Here is a 21,425-nt window from a genome sequence, read left to right on the forward strand (position 1 = left end):
GACCGGCACGAACGAAATAACAACAGACGTAGCCAGCACGGCCCTGTCTCCGGGGGGGCGACATCATCTCGGAACGAAGGGGCGCAATCATCTCGGAAACGAGGGGCGGCTTCATCGGAATCGGCAGTCGACCTCGAGACCGATATAGCCACCGCCGACGATGACGGTGCGAACGCCGGGCTTCATCTCCGCGCGAAGTCGGTCGACATCGGCGCGATCGCGCACACTATGCACACCGGCAAGGTCGTTGCCCGCGCAGGTCAGGCGTCGCGGCCGTCCGCCTGCCGCCCAGATCAGATCGCCGTAGCCTGTGGATCGGCGTGGAAAAGGGACCCCGGTAGCGGGGTGATCGGCGTCGAAAAGGGACCCCTCATCCCGGTGGTCTAGGCTGCTCGCTTGGCGGTGTGTCAGGCGGCGAGATCGGGATGCTGGTATTGGAGACGGTGTTGAGGATCCGGCGCGAGCACGCGTGGGGGAAGGCCATCAAGGCGATAGCGCGGGACCTGCACCTGTCGCGTAAGGTTGTGCGCAAGGCGATCCGGGCGCCGGAGGCGGACATGGGCTACCGACGCGAGGTTCAGCCGCTGCCCAAGCTGGGGCCGTTCCAGGCGCGACTGGACGCGTTGCTGGAGGAAGACGAGGCGCGGCCGCGGCGCGAGAAGCTGCGGCTCACGCGCATCCACGATCTGCTGCTGCGTGAGGGGTTTGACGGCTCGTACGACGCGGTGCGCCGCTATGCAGCGCGCTGGCGGCAGGTTCGGCGTCGCGATGTGATGGATGCGCCGGCGTTCATCCCGCTGCTGTTCCGGCCGGGCGAGGCCTATCAGTTCGACTGGAGCCACGAGGACGTCGAGATCGCGGGCAAGCCGATGCGGGTGAAGGTCGCGCATGTGCGGCTGTGCGCGTCGCGGGCCATGTATGTGCGGGCCTATCCGCGCGAAACACAGGAGATGCTGTTCGACGCGCATGCGCGGGCGTTTGCCTTCTTCGGAGGCGTGCCGACGCGCGGCATCTACGACAACATGAAGACGGCGGTGACGAGTGTGTTCACCGGCAAGGAGCGGGTCTTCAACCGGCGCTTCCTGGTCATGGCCAACCACTACATGGTCGAACCGACGGCATGTTCGCCGGCAGCCGGCTGGGAGAAGGGGCAGGTCGAGAACCAGGTGCAGACCGCACGCGGCAGGTTCTTCCAGCCGCGCCTGCGCTTTGCCAGCCTCGAGGAGCTGAACGGTTGGCTGGAGGCCGAATGTCGGCGCTGGGCAGAGTTGCACCAGCATCCCGAGCAGAAGGAACTGACGGTCGCCCAGGCATGGGCAGCCGAACAAGCTGTACTCCAGCCTGTTGTCGCGCCCTTCGACGGCTTCCACGAGAGCGAGCATGCGGTGAGCGGCACGTGCCTCATCAGCTTCGACCGCAACCGCTATTCCGTTTCCGCCAGGGTAGTGCGGCGCACCGTCCAGGTCCGTGCCTATGCCGACCGCATCGTCGTGCGCTGCGATGGTGACGTCGTCGCCGACCATCCCCGGTTCTTTGGCCGCGACCGGACCATCTACGACCCGTGGCATTATCTGCCGGTGTTGGCGACCAAGCCGGGCGCCCTGCGCAACGGCGCACCTTTCCAGGGCTGGGAGCTGCCACCCGCACTGTCACGGCTGCGTCGCAAGCTCGGCGCCGGGGATGACGCCGACCGGCGGTTCGTGCGGGTGCTGGCGGCCGTGCTCGACGACGGGCTGGAGGCAGTGGAAGCGGCCGTGCGCGAAGCATTGCTGGCCGGCACCGCCAGCGACGACGTCATCGTCAACATCCTGGCCCGCCGACGCGAGCCGCCCCGGCCGCTGACCATTGTCACACCCGAAGACCTGGCACTGCTCCATCCGCCCCGCGCCGACTGCAACCGCTATGACAGCCTGCGAGGTCTCCATGCAGCGGCATGAGATGATGACGGCCATGGCCGACCTTGGCCTCAAGGGCATGGCTGGTGCCTTCGACGAGGCGGTGACCACCGGCCTGCAACGCAAGCGCACGACCATGGAGGTTCTGACCGACCTGCTCCGCGCCGAAGCCGCCCATCGCCATGCAGCGTCGGTCCGTTACCGAATGTCGGCCGCCAGATTGCCAGCGGTGAAGGACCTCGACGCCTTCGTCTTCGACGACACTCCCATCAACGAGGGGCTGGTGCGCTCGCTGTACAGCGGCTCGTTTCTTCCGGGCAGGCGCAACGTCGTGCTGGTCGGCGGAACGGGCACCGGCAAGACGCATCTCGCCACCGCCATCACTGCCAATGTAGTACGGGCCGGCGCCCGCGGGCGCTATTTCAACACGGTTGATCTGGTGAACCGGCTCGAGGAGGAAACCCGCCTCGGCAAGGCCGGCACGCTGGCGGCCCAGCTCTCGCGCCTGGACCTCGTGGTCCTCGACGAGCTTGGCTACCTGCCGTTTGCCCGCTCGGGCGGTCAACTGCTCTTCCACCTCGTCAGCAAGCTCTACGAACAGACCTCGGTCATCGTCACCACCAACCTCGCCTTTGGCGAGTGGCCCACCGTCTTCGGCGACCCCAAGATGACCACCGCGCTGCTCGACCGCATTACCCACCACTGCGACATCGTCGAAACAGGCAACGACAGCTGGCGCTTCAAGCATCGCAGCTGACGCCCGGGGGCCACCGGAAGAAGACGCTTCGCGCTGGTTGCGCCTCCGGTCGGGCTACGCCCGCCCTACGCCGCAACCAGCGCGAACGGCGCACCCGTCATACCCGTTATGCTGCTCGGCGAAGGGGGTCCCTTTTGGACGCCGATAGGGGGTCCTTTTTGGACGCCGATTGACAGGTGCTGCCGCGAGCGAACGTCCCGGAGCGGTTTGTGTCGGTATCGCCGATGCTTGCGCCGTTGGCGACAGTGGTGTCGTCGCGGACGCTCTGCGTCGTCGAATTGCGATCATCAGTGCCGCGAGATTGATCCGCGTTGTGACTGAGGCGGTCGCCTTGGATCCCGGTCTTGGAGACCTCTCCACCAATCGAGGGAAGAGCACCAACGGCACGACCGAGCAATCCGCCGCGGCCCGTCGTTGGAGTGTTGGCGCCTGCCCCTTCCGGAGCAGGACTGGAACGGCGACCGCCACCCCCGCCGATGCTGGCTCCGATCGTGCCACGAACAGTGTCGATTGTCTCAGCGCTACGATTGTTGCCGTCGGTAAGCCGCCTCGATTGCGTAATGGCGCTTTGATCCTCGAGGCCGGTAGATGTGCCCTGACTGTTACGGACGCTCCGGTCGACCGTCGCAGTATGCTGCGAGGTTGATCCCGTTTCCCAGCCTCGGATTTGCTCGGCAGAAACCCCGGTGGCCCAACGACCCGTCTGGCTATATGTCGTCAACGCCGCTGCAGAGGCCTCGTCACTTTCAGCAGATCGGTCATAGGCGCTCTTCGTGGTCTTCATATCCGAAAGGAAGCCCGCATTGAGGGTCGGCGTGCTCTCAAATCGACTAATTGCCCCGTTTGTATCAATTACGGAGTGGCCGTTGCCATAGCTGCTTGCGGTGGCACCATTGTCAAATCGGAAGCTCGAACCGGCAGCACCCGACGAAAACATGGGTGTGTCTTGCCAATTGTTGCTTTGACGCATGTTCGATGTCGAGTTGGCGAAGCTCGTGTTGCCATAAGAATAGTTGCCGGTCGTCTGCTCGGCCGCAGCCGCTTCAGCTGCGTTCTGAGCCGGGTTGAGGACCGATGTCGCCTGACCCGAGATACTCATCGCGCCCTTGGCGAGACCCGCCGCGAGGAAGGGCACACTCATCAGCATGAAGCCGGCGATCGTGGCCGTCTCGGCATTGACGGCGCCGATGCCCGCGAACGTGCCTAGCGACATACCTCCTTCCGCTGCGCCCTGGGCGGCACTGGTGGCGCGCGTCATGCAGATCATGTGGAGGATGACGTACAGCGGCCCCCAAGACGCGAGGTAGAAGAACCCGGTCAGATAGCCCTTGAGCGCCCCGACCCCCGTTTGAGGCATCAGGAAGAGCGGGAAAATCACCGGGAACATCGCGTAGAACACGACCGTGAGCACGATGTTGAGGATCGGAACCCAGCTCATCGCCTGTTGGGCGATCGAGTTGTACGTGTTGCGCGCCTGAATGTCCGCCCGCGTCGTGGCGAAGGTATCGATCGACGCCGCGCCCGGACCGCCGGCCATCCCGTCGCGAGCCTGCATGAACGCGTTGATCGCCGTGTTCTGCCGCATCACGGCTTCGTAGTTGGCGCTCGAGGCGGTGAAGGCCTGATTGACGATCGGAACATCGGCACGAAGCTTAGCCGAGGCGACGGCGGTCGAGAGTTTGGGGAAGGCCTGCTTCGACCAGATCGGCGTGTGCGCCGCGATCATCGGCATCCATTGCTCTGAGAGCAGGTTGTAGGCGTTGTTGCACGTGATGATGTCGCTTGTCACCGACGCACCGTTGCGGCTGACCCAAGGCTGCGACCGGGCGACCGAACCCGGCCCCATCGCGCTCCATAGGTCCTTCGCGTTCGCCAAGTCGGTCATCGACTTCTGACCGAGCATGATGTCGCCGAACACGCAGTTCTTGAAATGCGCCGACAGGTTGGTCGCAAACTCGGCGTCGCGGATCTCGAAATTGCGCGTCGCGTCGAAAAGGCGCGCGCCATAGACCATGCCGTTGGTTGAGTAGTTCAGCTGGCTTGGCATCGTGAAGACCGTCTCGGCCGTGCGGGTGAGCCAGTCACCGACCTGACTGGTGAAGCTCGCGATCACGCCCAGCCCGAGGGGCACGTTGGCAACGGCGGCAGGGGCCAGCGACGGGTTGATGCGGTCGGTCACCTTCACCGACACGGTAGGGACCATCAAGCACATGTAGATGAGCGTCGAGCCAATGAACCAGTTCATCCAGACGCGGACGTTCATCGTGAAGGCGACGCACAGAAGCGAATAGATCAGGCCGAGGACCATGACGACGCGAAGGAGCGAACGGTAGCCGCCCCCTCCCGTCCACGCTGCGACGGCGTTGAACGTGTTGACGATGTATTCGCCACCGCCGATCGTGAAGACCTCGACCATGCCGTTCGTCCTTAGTTGAGGCCCTGCGCGCTCAGCCCGCGCGAGAAATTGAGCGAAGCGGCCATCGCCGGCGACATGCTGTTCTGCAGGGTCGATTCCAGCATCACGGATTTGTTGATGAGGAAGATCGTCTGATTGAGCTTGTCGTTCAGCTTGAAGTCGCGCTGCGAGTAGCGGTCACGTGCCGACGCCAGCTGCTCGCGCCATGCCTTGCTGACGTCGACGTCACCCGACTGGACCTGGACCGATGACTGGCTGATCCGATCGAGCATGTTGTCGATCATCGCCGAGAGCATGTTCACAGCGACGATCTCGGCAAGAGCGTTCGTCTCACCGGGATTAAAGCTCTGGTGTGCCATCGCTTGGACCGCGAGCATTTTGTAGAGCGGGATCGTCGTCATATTGAGGAGCTGCTGCTCCCCAACGTCGAGCGCGCTGTCGGTGCGGATCTTCGAGTTGATCGAGTCGATCATGCCCTTGATCTTCGTGCGAAGTCCGGTCGCGATCTGAAGATTCTGTTCGGTGACCTTGAGGCACTTCAGCTGCTCGTCGCACTTCAGAAACTTGACCGGTTGCCCGCCCGTGCCCGTACCATCGAGAAGGGCGGTGACGACCGCCTCCTCGGCAGGCCCATGAAAGACCACAGCCGGGCCGCCGTCATCGCCACCCTTCGGGTTGACGATGATCGTGCCGACGAGGGTCATCAGGTATTCCGAGAACGCCTGATCGAAGGTGCCGAACTTATTGGACTTCTGGATTGCGTCCCAGGTGTAGTTGCGCGGCGTGCCGGCCGCATTCTCCGCCACCTTGGGATCGGTGTTGGCGTCGATCGTCGACTCCTGCTTATTTCCCGGTCCGCACTCCTGACGGGACCGCGCCCAGTCGGAGAAGATACCTTGGCTGTTGCCGATCGCTGCGCAGACGTTGGACCGCGCTCCGGCCATCTTCGGCCATAGGCCCCCCACCAGGCCCTGCGCTGCCTCGCACGACGAGATGTTCATCTGGTTCATCTGCTGCGCCTTGTTGGCCATGCCATCCATGACCTTGCCGATTTCGGGCGAGACGCTGTCGATCGCGAGCTGGAACGCGAAGCCGAGCGCGTTGTTCGCGGTCGCCTTCAGCATAGCGACCATCTCGGCGCCGTTGATGAACGAGAAGGAGCCGGTGAAGATGTCGATGCCGCCACACCCGGCGCGCACGCTCGGCATCTGGAGATTGAGCGGCTGCACGCTCTTTTGCGGGAAGCGGGTCCAGACATTGCCCATCGAATAGTATCCGGCGCTCTGGCCCTGATATGCGCTGGGGCCAGTGACATTGGCGGCGCCGCCCGCGTCCTGGAAGAAGCTATTCATCTGCCCGGCGACGTCGGCACGCGCGATGTCGACCGGGATCATGCTCGCGGCCCCGAGGCACGCGACGACCGCGGCGGACCGCCGCAGGAAGACGCGGAAGGGGGAGGGGCGGGGTTTGCAGGTGGTAGCGGTCATCAGAAATCCTGACCCGGCTTGGTGTTGGTGAGCATGAAGATCCGCTCCATGACCTCGTCGGCCGACATGACGCCGAAGCCGATGGGCACGGTCTTGCGGGTCACGGTGTCGAAGAGGACGAGCGCAGGCGTGGCCAGCGGCACGCCCATGCGCTCGCGCTGGCCGCTGTCGACCACGTAATTGGGGAAGGTTCGGCTCGGACCACCATCGGTTGAGACGGCCATCACGGTCATACGATGACTGTCGGCGACCGAGCGGAGGATCGGAGAGAAGACCTCGCACGCGGCGCAGCTCTGCGCGAAGAAGTAGAACATGCCGTACCGCTGGCCGATACGAGACAGCGCCTGATCGCGCGTTGCGCTGCGGTTATCGGTCCAGGCACGCTTGCCGACGGTGGAGACCGGTCGCTGCAGCGTGTAGTCGATGTCGGGGTTCTGCCAGAGCGCGCGCTGCCAGGTGTCGGAGAAGGTGGAGGCCCGATCCAACTGCTCGCGCTGATAGCGCACATAGGCAATGACGTTGGCCTCGGTCGGCTCGAGGATGGCGCGGTTCTTCAGCTCGTTGAGCTGCTTGGAGATCGCCTTCATCCGGTCCGTCGCCGATGCTTGAGCCTGCTGGGCAGGTTGCGGGGACTTGGGGGGGGTCTTCGGACGCTCGCAATAGAACCACTGCCCGAGGCGGCGCTGGCCGCAGTAGAAATCGTCACCCTGAACAGGCGTATCGACGTTTGCCTCGAGGACCTCAGGCTGCACCTGGTCCTCGCTCTCCGCGTCGTCGCCGGCATCGGCCATCGCCACTGATTGGAGATCGAGCGACTGCGCCCCCGCCGGCGCCGCGACCGGCGCGGCAGCTGCGAGGAGCATGAGAAGCGTGGCGGCGACGCGGCCGCGGCGGTTATCCCTGATCGTCATCATCGTCGTGCTCCCCGTCGAGCTCAATCATTGCGAGTTGAAGGACGTGCATCATCCGCGCGACGTCGAGCATCTTGGTGCCCTGATCGAGCATGCGGACGATCCCACGGAGGTGACTGCGGCCGTGCTTGCGGCCCTTGATCGTGGCGCGCATCCCGCTGTCGCGGCGCACGAGCCAACCGGCGTCGACCATGCGAGGAAACGATCGCTCGATCTCTCGCGGGTCGATCTGACAGTCGAACCAGTGCCCGACCGTCTGTGCGACCTCGCCGGCTGACGTGCCGCGCCCGGAGCGGTGGATCCGCAGGAAGATGGCGAGGTCGAGCACCGACATGTCGACGGCGCATGGTCCCCCCGGACCTTCCACATCATTTGCCCCCGTGAAGGTCATAATACCCCTGAATTTTCTGCTGGATGTCGGTCATGACACTGACCTCGTCGGGCAATTTCGCGGCGTCCATGAACTCGGCATAGACCTCCGAGAAATCCATTTTCGACAGGTCGAGGCGCTGAAACTCCTCGATGGTGAAGCCTTTGCAGGTCTCGTCCTTGGGCTTGCCCCACGGCTTGTTGATCTGCTGGCGGCCCTGCTCCTGCAGGATGCGGGATAGCTTGCTGCCGAAGCAGCAATAGGCGTCCTTCGACGTGACGCAGATGCCGAGCACCTTGTCCGAACAATAGGAGCCGACCTTGTGGCACAGCCCCTTGTCGTCCTTCTCGTCGAGTTGCTTCTCGGCCGAGCTGCACAGCCAAGGCGTCAGCAACGGCACACCCTTGCCCGAACAGCAATTGGACGCGCCAAAGATCTTCTTGTTGCAGGTCCCGCGCTCGCCGGAAAAGACCGTCAGGTTGTTCGGATCGAACTGCTTGCCGGCGTCGCCGATCGAGTGAAGCGCGACGAGCGCGTCCTTGAACTCGGTCGAGGCTTCGCGCTCGATCTGCTCGCAGTTGCCGTTGAGGCAGTAGACGTCGTTGCCGCAGACATACTGCTTGTCGGTCGACGCCGGGTCATCCGGCAGCGGGCAGCTATAGACGCGCTGCGATACCTTGCAGGCCCCCGACTGGGGATCGTCGAGACATTCGTCGCGCAGGAATTTGCACTGCTTGTTGTCGTCCAGCGAGCCGCAGTCGCTCGCCGGTTCGAGCCGTTGGCAGGTAAAGGTGCGCGACCAGGCCCAGCAGCTCTGCGTCACTGGCAAGCCTTCAATCGTGCGTGTTTCAGGGCCCTCGGTGCACACCTCGGCCGCCTGCGGCGTGCAGCTGGTGTCTGCGGCAAGCGACGGGCAGGTGCCCTCGTTGCGAGTGACGGACACGCTGACTTCGCCTTCCTTCTTCAAGTAGACCGTGCCGGTGCGAAAATTCTGGTGGCTACCCGTGTCACTGGCGGGAAGCTCGCTCGAACAGGAATAGAGCTGCGCCGTGCCGCTCAGCTTGCCCTTACAGAATTTGCGATAGTCCTCGACGTTGGTGCCGCCTGCGCCGAGGTCGATCTGCGCGTCGCAGATGTGCTTCGACACCGGCTCGGTACGGCAGACGCCGGCCGCGGTCCGAGCCTGCATGACGCTATTGCGGGCAAAGCCGTAGCCCTCGTTCTTGTCGAGAACGCCGTAGTAGAAATAGCGGGCGGTGTTGACGACGTGCGGGACCATATTGCCGCGGCAGATCTCGTTGGCCTGCGTGACCTTCGAGCCCTTGTTGCACGTCGCTTCGTAATAGCCCTTCGAGCCCACCGATGGGGGAAGCGCGGTGCAGGTGCCTTGGCTTCCGCCAATGTCCTGCCCGCCGAGATAGGTCTCGGGATCCTTCTCGATCGCGGTGCCCCGCGAGGTCGCAGCGAGGATTTCGGCATTGCTGAAGCTCGGCCGCGTGCCGCCCTTGTCGGTAACGGTGCCGTATGCGTCGCTCGTCGGCGCGGCGACTTTCCCATCCATCGTCAGCTTGTCGGGATCGTCGAAATAGCCCTTCTCTGGCAGATCGGTGCCGCCATACCCGGGCAGCTCCTGCAGCTTCAGCTCATTCGGGCCGAGGCTATCATCGGCGCGCATCGCCTTGCCCATGGCATTGCCCTGCTGACGCGCCTCTTCGATCGTCGTCTGCGCGATGACGCCGCTGGCGCCACCCACGAGGATGGCGAGAAACAGGGAGGCGGCGACCCGCTTCATCTAGCTGGCCTTCGCCATGTTGCGCAGCGCGACGGAGGCGACACCGGCACCCGGTCCGCGGGCCGACACGAAGGTATCGAGCACATAGCGGACCGAGACGTTACCGGTGATGCGATCGTGCGCGGGCACCGCGGTGCGACAGTTAAGGCCCGAGCACAGGTCGAAGTCGGAGGACACCGCCACATAGGTCGGCACGGCCTGAACATCGAAGGCACGGAAAAGCCGGGGATCAATGCCGACGTTCGAGAGCTGGTCCTTCTCGGTCACGACCTTGCTCAACGCCTCGCTGAACGCCTTCATCGAATTGCCAGGGAAACCGCGAAAGACGACCACACCCCCGGCCTTCGCCGTGTCGGCGATCAGCTGGCGAAGCGCCGGCACCGGCATCGAGAGGCTGGCGAACGCTATGAACTGAGGCGCGTCGCCCCGGCCTGTCGACGAGACGTTCTGGCTGGCGCCCTTGATGATCTCATCGAAATCGAAAGCACCGTCGCCGTTCACCGGCAGGTCGGCTTTCGCCAGCTCGACGAGGTTTCCGGTGGCCTTGGTCTGGACCGCCACGGCTTCTTCGCGGAAGGCGTCGCCACGATTGCGGACGTGGTCGGCGAACGTCTCGGCATCGCCCTGCATGGCCGCCGAGCGGCGCTTGATGGCGTCGAGATCCAGACCGTCGACGGTCTGAGCGATTGCCTGAATCCCGCCGATCGTGGCGACCAGAGCGAGGACGATGGTGAAGCGACGCATGTCAGTGGTTCCTCACAGCACGCAACAGTTGCGCTTGCGCCAGACGAGGTAGCCCATGTCCTCGCCCTTCACGGGGAAGGCCCGGCCAGCCTGCGGGGGCATGGTCGAGGCACCTAGAGGCGAGCAGGCATACTTGCCGCTGACGGTCGGGATCGGGTTGGTCATCTGGACGCGGTATTGCTGCTTGCGCAGCACCGGCATCGGGTACTTGTTGCAGAGGCCCTTGGAGCCCATCGTGCCCCACGCGAGGCCCTCGCGGTGGATCTTGAAGGCGAAGCGCGCAAGCGCCAGGCGCGACGCCTGAACGTGGCCGATCGAGGCAGCGATGTTGCCGTTGACGGGGTACATCGGTCCCTGACAGCCAGCGCACCAGAAGGTCGCATCGAGAGGCAGCTTGGCGGTCGCTGCGATGCAGTCACCGGCACACGCGGCCTGCGCGATCGGTGAGGAGAAGAGCACCGCCTCAGGATTGATGAGCGCGGTGAGAGAGTCGTCCTGCCAGAGCGGATCGACCTCGGTCATATAGGCGATGTCGAAGGACGATTGCTCGAAGCAGGCGAAGTCTGCGAGGATCTCCATCCAGTAGAGCAGCGGATATACGTACCAGTGGACATGCCACTTCGACGTGTTCTGTCCGTTCCCACCTTTCTGCGACGGCCCCGACAAATTGCCCTGTCCGATGTCGAAGCCGGGCGAGATCTTGGTCCCGCCGAGGTTCACGAAACACCATGGCTTGGTCGACACGTCGGCGAGACGCACCGGCTCCCAAAAGCCGGCCGAAATACCGATGCGCGGGACGGGTGATCCGCAGGCGCAGACGGGCAAGCTGGGGTTGTCTGTGTCGGGACGATTGCTCGGCCAGATCTTGAGGCCACCGACCGAAAGCGGGAACAGGCACGACCAGCACACATCCGTGATCGGGTTCACGAACTTGCCGGTACACTTCGACTGCGCCTCCGCGCGCGGGCTCAACACCGCCGATAGGGCGAACACGGAGAGCGCGAGGGTGAGGAGGCGCAGGCCTTTCACGCGGCCTCCTCCGGCGAAGTGGCGGCGTCGAGGTAGGCGTTGTCCGCGCGGTTCTTCCGGAAAACGTAGAGCGCCGTGTGAAGGGCCGTCGTCGCGAGGACGGCCGCCACCACGAAGGACGCGGGGCGACCAAAGAGCTTCACAAGCGGAGAGATGGCGAGGACGCCAACCGCAGATGCCACGCACAGGAACTGGAAGGTGCGGCGCATACCGCGCAGCTCCGCCGTTTCCGGCGCTGCCATCGGCGTCTTCAGGAGATCGAGCCACAGAGGCATCAGCTGTTTCCCTTCAGCTTGATTTCGGAGAGCTTCATGACGCGGCCGTCCTGCACGGCGACGGCGGGTGTGTGCCGGATGCCGAGCTTGCCCGTCAGGCGACCTTCCTGATCGAAGTAGAAGCGGCGTTGCCGCGCCGTCATCTCCTCGAGGGGGGAGCCGCTGACGAGGATGATCTTGGCCTTGAGGTCGCTGTATTGGGCGGTCGCCCACGCCATCTCGGCCTTGTTGTCACCGTCGACGAACACCAGAGCCTGGGTGACGGCGGTGAAATCGAGTGGATTTACCGTCTGACCACGCCGGGCGATGTAGTTGCCCTTTTGATCTTGAACGTCGCGCTCGATCGTGATCGTCGGGTCATAGGCCCAGGTCCGCGCTTCGGTCGCGGGGGTGATACCGGCGACGGGTTTCGGACGCCGCACGCGGGCCTCCGCCCTGCGAGCGAAGGCCGCATTCATGCGATCGATGTCGCCATTCGCCTGCAGCCGCTGGAGCTTCGCCTCGATCGTAGCGAGCAGATCCGGCTCCACGATCGGGAATGTCTGCCCGACGATGCCATGGTCGCTCGCGCGGGTCGCCGAGCTCAGCGAAACCGAGAGGAGGGCGACGATCGCGACGGACTCCAGCGCCCGCTTCACAGGATCGGCTTTCCGACGCCGACGATCTTGTTCGCGCACGCGAAGCCGATCGCCGCATACCGGCTGTCAAAGCCATCCTTGTGCGGACTACCGACGAAATAGCAGTCACGCGGAATGATGCCGGTCGGGCCGGGTACAAGTCGTTCGCCGAACTTTGTCAGCGGTTTCATGTGCGCGACGAGCTTACCGGCGACGATGACGTCGGCGCCGCGATGCTCAACCAGGTCGCCCGGCATGCCATAGACGATCTTGCCGAACATCTGCTTCTTTGCACCGAAGTGCCGAACGACGAGCGGCGAGGCAGGAGGCACGAAGAAGACGTATTCACCGCGCGCTGGCGTCGCAGTTTTGTGGATCACGAAGGCCCAATTCGGCAACGACTCTGACGAGTTGATGAGCAGGGCGTGGGTATCGCGCCATTCCGCGAGTGCATTGAGCGACGCGCCACCAGCGATGAAAAGGCCGAGCGCCGCCCAAAGCCGTTTCCTCGGCCGAAAGCGCTCAGTCGGCGCCGGTGCGCTGACCGCGTTACTGGCCACTGGGACCACCAAAGGTCGAGACGCTGGCGCCAGCAGCGCTAAGGTCGGGGGCCGGGGCGGGGACCGCTTGAGCCGTGTCCATCCCTACCGCGCCAAAGGGCGATGGGGCGGGAGCACCAGTCGGAATCTGCGTGACTTCAGGCGCAACGGCGACGGGGGCAGCAACGGGAGCAGTCGGAGCCTGTCCACGCATCATGGCACCCATCTGAGCGGGAGAGGCGGGCTGCGGCACGCGAACACCGGTCGAATAGACAGCCTTGGCGACCTCGCCGGTGATGTCGGGGACGCTCTTCGACAGGACCGCCTCGCCGACGAGGACGACCTGCCCTGCGGCGCCACGCCGCTGAAGCTCGGTATCAAGCGCCGCCATGAAGGTCCGCATCTGCGCCTGCACCTGGTCGGGCGGCGTGGCACTGCGGGCCTGCGCCTGCACGTATTCGCCGACAATGCGCGATAGGTCCGCCTTCACGATGTGCTGCGGCTTCTCGGCCATAACGGCCTTGCTGATCCACATGGCCCAGATCAGGGCCAGCAGGAGCGCCGCGCCGACAAGGAGCTGCGGCATCGTGTAGCCCGCGAAGACAGCCCGCCGCGGCACCGCGCGGCCCGATGCACGGACCGGCGTGGTTTCGAGACCGGGCGACAGGCCAAGGCCATCGTCGTTGCGGTCGACACTCGATGCTTCGGTCATGCTTGGCGCTCCCGGGCGGCAGGGTCGCGCGGCAGGATGGCGTGCCGGCGGAAGAAGATGAGGGCGGTCGACAGGATCAGGTGCGCTATACCCACCGTGATCTTGAACTGGTCGACGCGGTCAGATCCGGCCGCCAGATAGCGACTGGTCATGTTCTGGAGGTGGTGCATCATCCCATCGAGCGACAGGCCGCCCAGGACGAGGAAGAAGAGCACGAAGAGCCCCCACGTCATGAGCAACGTCGTGGCGAGAAAGCCCGCCATGTGCAGCCCAAAGTAGAGCAGGAAGCCATAGTCGACCCGTCCGGCCCTTTTGGGCGCGGCGAGCGGGAGAAGGGGGTTTGCGTGCGTTGCCATGACGGTCACTCCGCGGCGATCGGAAGCGCGTCGTCGCCGGCGTCGCTCCACTTTTCAGGGTTCTCGGGGTAGGCGACGCGCTCGATCGCCTCTTCCATCGTCAGACCATGATCGAGCAGGTCGTGGATCGCCGCGAAGGTGCGCGGTGAGGACGAGAAGACGGTCGCGGAGTAGGGATCGAGCACGAGGCGACCGACCGCCATCGATTCCGGGCCTTTGATGAGCACGTCGGAATATTCGACGCCGTTGCGCTTCAGCGAGCGCATCAGCGCATCCGTGTAATCGTCCATCTCGAAGCGATCGTGCTTCTTGAAGTCGGCGATCGTCTCGGCCTTCTGCTGCAGCACGACGAACCAGTCGCTGTTCTCGAGCGCCGCCTTGGAGCCATCCGACTTGTAGTAGTCGTTGATGCTCTGCGTGGCGGTGACGAGCGAGGCACCGTACTTGCGGCAGGTACGCGCATAGGCCTCGATGAAGTCGGCCATGGAGCCGCCCTTCAGCATCTGCCAGGCCTCGTCGAGGAGCAGCGCCTTGGGCACGGAGCGATCCTCCCGGCGCATCGCCTGGCTCGCCATGAACATGATCGCGGTGAGCGCGACCGAGCGCAACTCCTCGCGCGACGACAGGTCCGACAGCTCGAAGACGGTCAGGTTCGCCTTCAGCTGGAACGACACGTCGCCGGTGAAGAAGCGGCCATAGGTGCCCGCACTCGAGAACGGGCGCATGGCGATACCGAGGTCGGTCGCAACCGGATTACCCGTCTCCTCGAGGGCAGCGATCACGTCATCGATGCAACCGCTACGCCCCTTCGCCGCCCACACCTTGTTGATGGCACCGTCGATCAGGCCGCGCTCGGTGTCGTTGAGCTTGTCGATGTGCCGCGCCATCTGGTTCACGATGCTTTTCAGCATCGCAAAGCAGTCCATGAGATAGTCCTCATCCTGCCCGGCAAGCTCAGGGTCGATCATCGCGAACGGGTTGATGCAGAAGCCAGACGCCATGGTGAACTCGACGAAGGCGCCGCCCTGCAGCTTGGCCGAGTGCTCGAACGAGCGACCGTCGTCGATCACGACGACCTTCGCGCCGGCTCCAACCATCGAGGCGCACAGCTCCTGCAGAGCGACCGACTTGCCCGAGCCCGACTTGCCGCACACTGCGACATTGTGATTGCCGGCGGTGTTCTCGAACGGCGACCAGAAGAACGGCTGTCCACGCCGGCCAACCAGCATGAGGTGCGGTTGGAGGCCACCCAGATACTCGCCCTGCAGCGGCATGAGGCTCGCTGCGGTCGTGGTCAGAACCGTCCGCATGCGCTTCATGTTTTTGAGGTCGAACGACAGTCCGTTCGCCATTGTCATCGGCATAGCGGCGAGCAGGCCCTGGATCTGCAGATAGCGATCGTCGAGCAGGTCCCAGCCTGCGGCGCGGTACACCGACTTCAGCGTCCGCTCGTTCGAGTCACCCTTGCCCTTCGGGCTGAAAGAGGTGACCGAGAAGAAGGCTTGCACGAGCTTGCGGCCTTGACGCAGCTCGTCCTTGACGAACTTCCACTCGGCCGACTGATCCTTCAGCTGCGGCAGCATGCGCGCCGACTTGGAGTCCGCAAGGCTCGTGGTCCGCATGAACTTGCGACCGGCGCGCTGCCCCTCGGCCTCCGCATCCGGGAAGTCGAGACACAGGTTGGTCGACACGGGGCAGGGCATGCGCAGCTTGTCGGCGAACATGTCGCCGATGAGCTTGGCCATATCCCACGGCGCCCAACGCTGCGGCAAGTTGCGCACCGAGAACGAGCGCACGTCGAAGGTGTCGGGGTAGATCTCGCCGATCTCGGGTGCATTATCGACCGTCTTGCCCGTTGGGCGGAACCGTTCGGTCCGGAGCAGGATCCGATCGGGCTCGATCTTCATCTCAAGATCGTGCCGTACCGCCTGATCGGCGATGGGATCGAACGGATTGTAGGTGATCGTGTCGTCACCCGGTGCCGTCGTCGGTGAGGTCAGGTCATCGATCCAGGTGATGAGCGCCTTGGGATCCATGGCGCGCGAATGGACGCCGATGGACTCCAGCGCGGACGCGAGGCCCTCCATCACGGAGACGATTTCCTCGTTGGACACGCGGCTCGATTCCGGCGTCGAATAGGAGATGGCGAGCCGGTGATTGCGCATGTGGAAGGGCGCTGCGGACGACAGCGAGTTCCACACGCCACCGAGCAGATACTCGGTACGGTGCTTGGCCATGCGCTCATAGACGCCGGCCGCCGAATAGCGCGGCAGATACCACTTGGAGAGCAACTCGCTGATGCGCGGGCTCATCCAGCCATGAACCTGCAGCGCGCCCGGCGTCGGAATGCCTTCAGAGAGGAATTGCGCGAGCATTTCATGGCTCTGCTCGGTCGCGCCGAGCATCGGCGTGCACTCGAGGACGAACCCGCGGGTCGCGCTATTGTAGAAGATCTTCGTCTTCGGGTCGAAGCTGCGATACGGCAGCCAGTGAACGAAGCGCGGCACCGCCGTGTCGGGCCGTCCGCCCTCAGGCTTGGCATTATCGCCAAGGATCATCGCCAGCAGGCCGCTTAGGAAGCTCATTGATCCACTCCGGGGAATGAGGGAGCGCGCAGCACCGGTACGACGCCGTTGGCCTTGGCGGCTTCGCGCGCGTCAGGCTCGACGCGCGCGAGCCCCGCACGGATTGCCGGGTTTGCCGCGACCGATGCGATCGCGGTCCGACCCGCCTGGGTTGCATGAAGCGGGACGGTGACGGCCGACGTCGCCGTTGGCGTCGTCGCGACAGGGCGAACAGACGCGGAAGGGGAAGGGGCGGGGGTTTTGGCGGGGCCGACCGGCTGTGTCGTCGCCGTTCGCGCCTGAGGCGGGGAGGCAGGAGCCACGGGTGCAGTCTGGACGGCTACCCCTGTCGGCGCAGGGCGGAACGTGGGCCGGGTGGCCACCGGCACGCGTCTTGGATTGCGCGCGAGCTGGCGAGCGACCTGGTCCTTGATGTCGCCAACAGGATCGGCCTGCACGCGCGCAGCGGCAACCGCAGCCGCGCTCGGCATGTCGGGATCAAAGGCGGGATCCGCGGACGCGGTGACGGGGGGGGCGGCCCGATCGACCGCGGCGAGGAGAGTATCGCCGCCCGTCGCCGATGCTACCTCGGAGGGCGTGGTCGCAACCGCGTTCGCAGCGAGAGCCTGCTGCCACTCGCCACGCTCAACCACGGCATGAATGGCGGTCTGCTCGCGAAGGCGACCCGCCGCGTCGATCTGCGCGGGGAATACGATGCGCAGCACCCGCTCTTGGCTACGCGCCGGCGCGGCTGATGCGGCCTGGAAGCCGCCACTTACCGAGCGCGCGGCGATACTCTGAGGGCCGCGACCGTCGCTTGCGGGCACGCTGTAGGGACCAGCGGGCGTAATCATGCGATCGCCGTCCTCGCCGGCGATCATCGCCAATGCGCGATCATCGATCGTCGAACTCGGGGCGCAGATGCCATCCGGGGCGACGCACGAGAAGTTGCCCTTGATGTTGCCACCCATCGTCGTGCAGCTGGCAAGGCCAGTGCCCGCGAGGATGAGACCAAGCGCTCCGATTTTGGTAGGGTTCACGACCGTCCTCCCGCGATGAAGGCGGCGAGCGCCTCCTTGGGCCGGTAGCCCTCGATCATCGCACCGTCGGCGCGGACGATGACGGGCGTGCCGGAGAGACCATGGGCGCGCGCGAACTTCTCGTTGGCGTCGAGGCCCGACGTGTCGCAGGTGCCGGCGTTGCGCAGCGGCTCACCGGCGTAGGCCTGATGCAGGGCCTCCTCGCGGTTCTTGGCGCAATAGACCTGATTGGCGAGGTCGCGGCTGCCCAGGACCGAGATGGGGCGCTCGATCACGCGGACGTTCATCGTGCGGAGCGTGTTGGAGAGCGCGCGGCAATAGCCGCAGCGGAAATCGCTGAACACGGTGACCGTCTTGCCCGAAGGCTTGCCCCAGACGATCGCGCCGGTCGCCGGCAGGCTCGTGAGCGAGAGGTGCTGCGGCGCTGCAGGTGCGGTGGGCTGGGACCCGGCACCACGCGTTAGCGGTGCTTCGTCGCTGCTGGCGGCGTTGTTGGCCTTAGCCGCCCCGCCGATGAGCGTGTCGGGATTGATCTCGAGGAGCCGGGTGGCGGTAAGGTCCTGCCGCGTCTCCATGTCGTAGACCCGGCCGATCATGAGGTAGCGGCCCGAACGATCGACATAGAAGAGATTGCTGCCGGCAGTCACTTCACAGAGGCCGTCGACGACGCCGCAGTCGACCTTGGAAACGTCGGTCCTTGGCAGCCGTGCCTTGAGGAGCGCTGCGACCTTCTGGTTGGACGGCGACATGATTCCGAGATCCGCCGCAGCGCCAGCGGCACCGATGCCGACGACAGCCGCGCAACCCGCGATGGTGGCGATGAAGCGAGGACGAAGACGCCAGAAGGCGATGTAATCAATTGCGGACATACACACCCTCCAGGAAGACGATTTCGACGTCGACACCCGTCGGCATCTCAATGACGGGCTGGTACTGCTCGGCGCGCTCGATCAGATACTTGGAGACCATGTCGCCCGCCTCGCCGATGCCGTTGCCGACGCCGCCCTGCGCGATGTCGCCGAGCCCGAGCTGCTGGCGCTTGCCGTTGGCGAGCACGACGTTGCCGGGCTGCAGCGCAATGTTGGTGTTGGCCGCGAAGCCGCGCCCGATCCCGCCGACGAGGCCGGCGATGAAGGCTTGGCTCACCAGCGATCCCTCGCGGCTGACGACGCGACCCCGCACGCCGGTCTTGCCGCCGAATGCGATGAAGCCCTTCACCTCGGACTCGGCATAGCGGCCGCCCGGCTGCGGGCAGGTCATCTTCTGCAGCTTGATGTAGACCTTCTCGCTCGACAGCTCGCCGCGCGCGGCGCCGTTGATGAGGCAGCCCTGGATCTTGGTGGTGAGCAGCTTGCCGTTCTGGAGCACGGAGCGCGCCGGCCCAGTGATGCGCAGCACGACCGGCAGCGGGTCGGTCTGGCTGTTCACGCCCGCCGCGGCGTCGACGCCGACGATGACCTTGGCGGTCGCGAAGCTGTTCGCGGGCAGGTAGTTGGGGCTGTCGGTGTAGACCGTGCTGCCCTTGGCGATCTTGGACGCAGTGCCGCGATCGGTCGAGCTGAACGAGACCATCTTCACTTCGCTCAGGCGAGGCGCGGAGAGATCGGGACCGGCAGGCGGCGCCCCCGCGCCGCGGCCGTACACCGCAGCGCTGCCCGGGCCGTACATCGCCTGCGGACCGGCCGGGACAGGCGGCGGGGCGGCCGCGCGCTCGTTCACCTGCCTGCGCAGCTGCTCGTTCTCGGCCTGATAGGCCGAGACGACACGCTGGCCGTCCGACGACATCGACTGGTTCTGCGCCTTCAACGCGTCGATCTGCTGCGAAAGCTGCGCCACACGGGCGTTGGTGCCGTCGACGCTCTTCAGCTGGTTCTCGGCTGACTGGAAGCGGTTCTCCGACAGCGCCATCCACTCCTGCTCGGAGAGGGTCCTGTTCGCCATGTCGCCGACCGACACCTTCACCTGCTCGGGCTTGTCGGGGTCGACCTTGCGGGCGTTGTCCGAGCCGCCGAAGATCCAGAACGACGAGGCAACGAGGCCGACCGCGCCGACGCTTGCGAGAAGCATGCGCTGCTTCTTCTTGGTCTCGTTGTTGCCGTCGAGCTCGGACGCGATCGGCGATACGCCGTCCGTCTCTGGAGCGGCCTCGGGGCCGTCGAGCGGCTTACGCGACCGCGAGAAGATGTCCTTGATGGCCATGGCTTAGTTTCCGTTCCGCGAGACGAGGTAGGCGGTCGTGACCCGACCCGGTGCGAGTTTGGGCTCGGCGATCGACACGGCGAGGGCGCTGGCGGGCGCGACCTGTGCCTCGGTCAGGACTTTTTCCTGCGTGCCCTTGTTCTCGATCCGCAGAACGCGACCCGTCAGTGCCTCGCCGCGATATTCCGAGATCATCTGGACCTTGAGGTCGCCGACGTAGACCGGCTTCAAAGAGCGCTGGCGCAGCTCGTAGCCATCGACCGACTTGTTCGCGTACATCGCCTGCACCAACGACACCGCCGCGTCCTCAGGAGTCGACGCAGCGGCGACCTTGGTCGGTGCCGCCTCGGCCGCGTCGGCCTTGGCGATCGCGGGGTTCGAGAGGAACACCTGCACCGCCTGGTCGCCCGCGATGCGGCAGGCGAACTTGTAGACATAGCCGCGCTTCGAAGTGCCGAAGAAGGAGAGCGTCTGGCGGTTGAAGCCCTCAGGAACGGACAGGTAGATGTCGCCGCGAACTGGCTCGTTTACGACCGAGAAGTCGTCCGACGGGTTGCCCGTGTTGATCTTCGAGACACCGGCAAACTCGTCGCCGACGAGGCTGATGCGCGTCAGATCCTTGGCCGACGCGGTGCACGACACCTGCGCGCCGTCCGCGACCATCAGCGTCTGGTCGCTGGCTGCGAAGGCAGGCGCGGCAAAGACAAAGACCGCGACTGCGATGAGCGCCGCGCCGGCGATGCGGCTGAGCCAGCACATTGTGCGCGAGGCGAGCACCGTGCCGAGTGCAGCGCTGCCGAAGGCGTAGAATGCGTCCGTCACAGCGAGCCTCCCAGGCGGCCCTTCGGCTGCGCCATGCTGAATCCGACCAGCTTCAGGCTCATGCCCGAATACTCCCAGTCGTAGATGAAGGTGCGCGGCTCGCTCGACACGATCTTCTGGCCGACCACCGTGCTGAGCTTGCCGGTCACGGTAGACTGCAGGTGCTTGGCGTCGATCTCCATGCCCTCGAGCGTGAAGAATTGGCTCATGCTCGAATTGCGCTGCTCGTTGACGATCTTCAGCAGGTCGGCCTTGATCGTGCCCTGCGCTCTCGGGGAGACGATCGCGAGGACCGACTTCATCCAATAGTCGAGGCTGCCGGGCGATCGGTTCAGCGTCAGGACCGCCGTGTCGCGGGTGACGAGCTCGAGATATTCGCGCGACACGCCGCTGCTGGAGACCGTCACCGGCGATCCGAGGACCGGCTGCAGGACGATCTCACGACTACGGGTCGCGGACATGAGGAGGAGGAGTGCGACGGCGCCTGCCAGCACAAGGGCGGCGATGCCGAGAAGATTGCGCTGGCGAAGGACACGCTGGCTCTGCGCGTGCTGGTAGGAATAGTCCATGTCAGCCCACCATCAGTCGGAGATAGGAAGGTGGCGTGGCCCTGAGAGACGGAAAGCCGCCGGGGAGGTGCCAGTATGCCAGGTGGATCAACCAAGATGTCGCCCGTCCCGCCTTGGCCTTACGGAGTGCCCACCAGCCCAGGACGGCGAAGCCGATCCCGATGACGATGTGTTGGGACAGGATCCCCCACGTGAAGGGGATGACCATCGCTAGGAACTCGTCCAACGTCCAAAAGCCGATAAGCTCAGGGTCGTCCAAGTGCGATGGGATCACGTACTTATCGGCTGACATCACGCCACCTTCAGTGACGACGCCGGCGGAGCTGCTATC

Annotated in this window: 21 protein-coding genes and 1 pseudogene; 2 read left to right on the forward strand and 20 right to left on the reverse strand. The window is 64.9% G+C overall.

Annotation, left to right across the window (positions count from 1 at the left end):
* Nucleotides 1-132: 132 nt before the first annotated feature.
* Nucleotides 133-315, reverse strand: a pseudogene (locus ACGVWT_RS17770) (FAD-dependent oxidoreductase); the annotation flags it as partial.
* A gap of 110 nt (nucleotides 316-425) precedes the next feature.
* Here ACGVWT_RS17770 and istA point away from each other — a divergent pair.
* Nucleotides 426-1,937: an IS21 family transposase gene (gene istA, locus ACGVWT_RS17775; RefSeq protein ID WP_315462537.1), complete on the forward strand. Its 1,512-nt coding sequence runs from the start codon at nucleotides 426-428 to the stop codon at nucleotides 1,935-1,937.
* Nucleotides 1,924-2,652, forward strand: coding sequence for an IS21-like element helper ATPase IstB (gene istB, locus ACGVWT_RS17780; RefSeq protein ID WP_315462536.1), 729 nt, complete (start codon nucleotides 1,924-1,926; stop codon nucleotides 2,650-2,652). Before istA ends, istB begins: the two co-directional genes overlap by 14 nt.
* Nucleotides 2,653-2,758: 106 nt before the next feature.
* Here istB and ACGVWT_RS17785 read toward each other — a convergent pair whose 3' ends face one another.
* The 19 genes from ACGVWT_RS17785 to traL form a co-directional block, all read right to left on the reverse strand.
* Nucleotides 2,759-5,068 (reverse strand): conjugal transfer protein TraG N-terminal domain-containing protein, encoded by a 2,310-nt coding sequence (locus tag ACGVWT_RS17785; protein ID WP_394427577.1) that lies wholly within the window; start codon nucleotides 5,066-5,068, stop codon nucleotides 2,759-2,761.
* Nucleotides 5,069-5,079: 11 nt separating this feature from the next.
* Entirely contained in the window at nucleotides 5,080-6,462 is a 1,383-nt protein-coding gene (locus ACGVWT_RS17790) for a conjugal transfer protein TraH (RefSeq protein WP_066773556.1), read from the reverse strand.
* 92 nt (nucleotides 6,463-6,554) lie between these two features.
* Nucleotides 6,555-7,469, reverse strand: a complete 915-nt coding sequence (locus ACGVWT_RS17795; protein ID WP_231728705.1) for a conjugal transfer protein TraF — start codon at nucleotides 7,467-7,469, stop codon at nucleotides 6,555-6,557.
* Nucleotides 7,450-7,800, reverse strand: a complete 351-nt coding sequence (locus ACGVWT_RS17800) for a hypothetical protein (protein ID WP_066708155.1) — start codon at nucleotides 7,798-7,800, stop codon at nucleotides 7,450-7,452. Before ACGVWT_RS17800 ends, ACGVWT_RS17795 begins: the two co-directional genes overlap by 20 nt.
* Before the next feature lie 34 nt (nucleotides 7,801-7,834).
* On the reverse strand, nucleotides 7,835-9,628 hold the full coding sequence (locus tag ACGVWT_RS17805; protein ID WP_066773516.1) for a conjugal transfer protein TraN: 1,794 nt from the start codon (nucleotides 9,626-9,628) through the stop codon (nucleotides 7,835-7,837).
* Nucleotides 9,629-10,372: a type-F conjugative transfer system pilin assembly protein TrbC gene (gene trbC, locus ACGVWT_RS17810; RefSeq protein ID WP_066773518.1), complete on the reverse strand. Its 744-nt coding sequence runs from the start codon at nucleotides 10,370-10,372 to the stop codon at nucleotides 9,629-9,631. It abuts the gene before it with no gap.
* 12 nt (nucleotides 10,373-10,384) lie between these two features.
* Nucleotides 10,385-11,365, reverse strand: coding sequence for a conjugal transfer pilus assembly protein TraU (gene traU / locus ACGVWT_RS17815; RefSeq protein WP_231728706.1), 981 nt, complete (start codon nucleotides 11,363-11,365; stop codon nucleotides 10,385-10,387).
* Between the two features lie 32 nt (nucleotides 11,366-11,397).
* A complete protein-coding gene (locus ACGVWT_RS17820; protein ID WP_066773532.1) occupies nucleotides 11,398-11,676 on the reverse strand; it encodes a hypothetical protein in 279 nt (92 codons plus the stop codon).
* Nucleotides 11,676-12,314, reverse strand: coding sequence for a type-F conjugative transfer system protein TraW (gene traW, locus ACGVWT_RS17825; RefSeq protein ID WP_066773540.1), 639 nt, complete (start codon nucleotides 12,312-12,314; stop codon nucleotides 11,676-11,678). The genes ACGVWT_RS17820 and traW overlap by 1 nt, the downstream gene beginning before the upstream one ends.
* Nucleotides 12,311-12,862: a S26 family signal peptidase gene (locus tag ACGVWT_RS17830; protein ID WP_394427582.1), complete on the reverse strand. Its 552-nt coding sequence runs from the start codon at nucleotides 12,860-12,862 to the stop codon at nucleotides 12,311-12,313. Before ACGVWT_RS17830 ends, traW begins: the two co-directional genes overlap by 4 nt.
* A complete protein-coding gene (locus ACGVWT_RS17835; protein ID WP_082731337.1) occupies nucleotides 12,843-13,544 on the reverse strand; it encodes a TrbI F-type domain-containing protein in 702 nt (233 codons plus the stop codon). Before ACGVWT_RS17835 ends, ACGVWT_RS17830 begins: the two co-directional genes overlap by 20 nt.
* Nucleotides 13,541-13,900: a hypothetical protein gene (locus ACGVWT_RS17840; protein WP_066773545.1), complete on the reverse strand. Its 360-nt coding sequence runs from the start codon at nucleotides 13,898-13,900 to the stop codon at nucleotides 13,541-13,543. Before ACGVWT_RS17840 ends, ACGVWT_RS17835 begins: the two co-directional genes overlap by 4 nt.
* Before the next feature lie 5 nt (nucleotides 13,901-13,905).
* Nucleotides 13,906-16,485, reverse strand: coding sequence for a type IV secretion system protein TraC (gene traC, locus ACGVWT_RS17845; RefSeq protein WP_066773547.1), 2,580 nt, complete (start codon nucleotides 16,483-16,485; stop codon nucleotides 13,906-13,908).
* Nucleotides 16,482-17,504 (reverse strand): conjugal transfer protein, encoded by a 1,023-nt coding sequence (locus ACGVWT_RS17850; protein WP_183937302.1) that lies wholly within the window; start codon nucleotides 17,502-17,504, stop codon nucleotides 16,482-16,484. The genes traC and ACGVWT_RS17850 overlap by 4 nt, the downstream gene beginning before the upstream one ends.
* Entirely contained in the window at nucleotides 17,501-18,373 is an 873-nt protein-coding gene (locus tag ACGVWT_RS17855; protein ID WP_066773299.1) for a DsbC family protein, read from the reverse strand. Before ACGVWT_RS17855 ends, ACGVWT_RS17850 begins: the two co-directional genes overlap by 4 nt.
* Entirely contained in the window at nucleotides 18,360-19,703 is a 1,344-nt protein-coding gene (locus ACGVWT_RS17860) for a TraB/VirB10 family protein (protein WP_066773302.1), read from the reverse strand. Before ACGVWT_RS17860 ends, ACGVWT_RS17855 begins: the two co-directional genes overlap by 14 nt.
* Nucleotides 19,704-19,706: 3 nt before the next feature.
* On the reverse strand, nucleotides 19,707-20,462 hold the full coding sequence (locus ACGVWT_RS17865; RefSeq protein ID WP_066773423.1) for a type-F conjugative transfer system secretin TraK: 756 nt from the start codon (nucleotides 20,460-20,462) through the stop codon (nucleotides 19,707-19,709).
* Nucleotides 20,463-20,521: 59 nt separating this feature from the next.
* On the reverse strand, nucleotides 20,522-21,094 hold the full coding sequence (locus tag ACGVWT_RS17870; protein ID WP_066773304.1) for a type IV conjugative transfer system protein TraE: 573 nt from the start codon (nucleotides 21,092-21,094) through the stop codon (nucleotides 20,522-20,524).
* Nucleotide 21,095: 1 nt separating this feature from the next.
* Nucleotides 21,096-21,386, reverse strand: a complete 291-nt coding sequence (traL, locus tag ACGVWT_RS17875) for a type IV conjugative transfer system protein TraL (RefSeq protein ID WP_066773306.1) — start codon at nucleotides 21,384-21,386, stop codon at nucleotides 21,096-21,098.
* Between the last annotated feature and the right edge of the window lie 39 nt (nucleotides 21,387-21,425).

The organism is Sphingomonas sp. S6, assembly GCF_043498045.1.
Lineage (GTDB): Bacteria > Pseudomonadota > Alphaproteobacteria > Sphingomonadales > Sphingomonadaceae > Sphingomonas.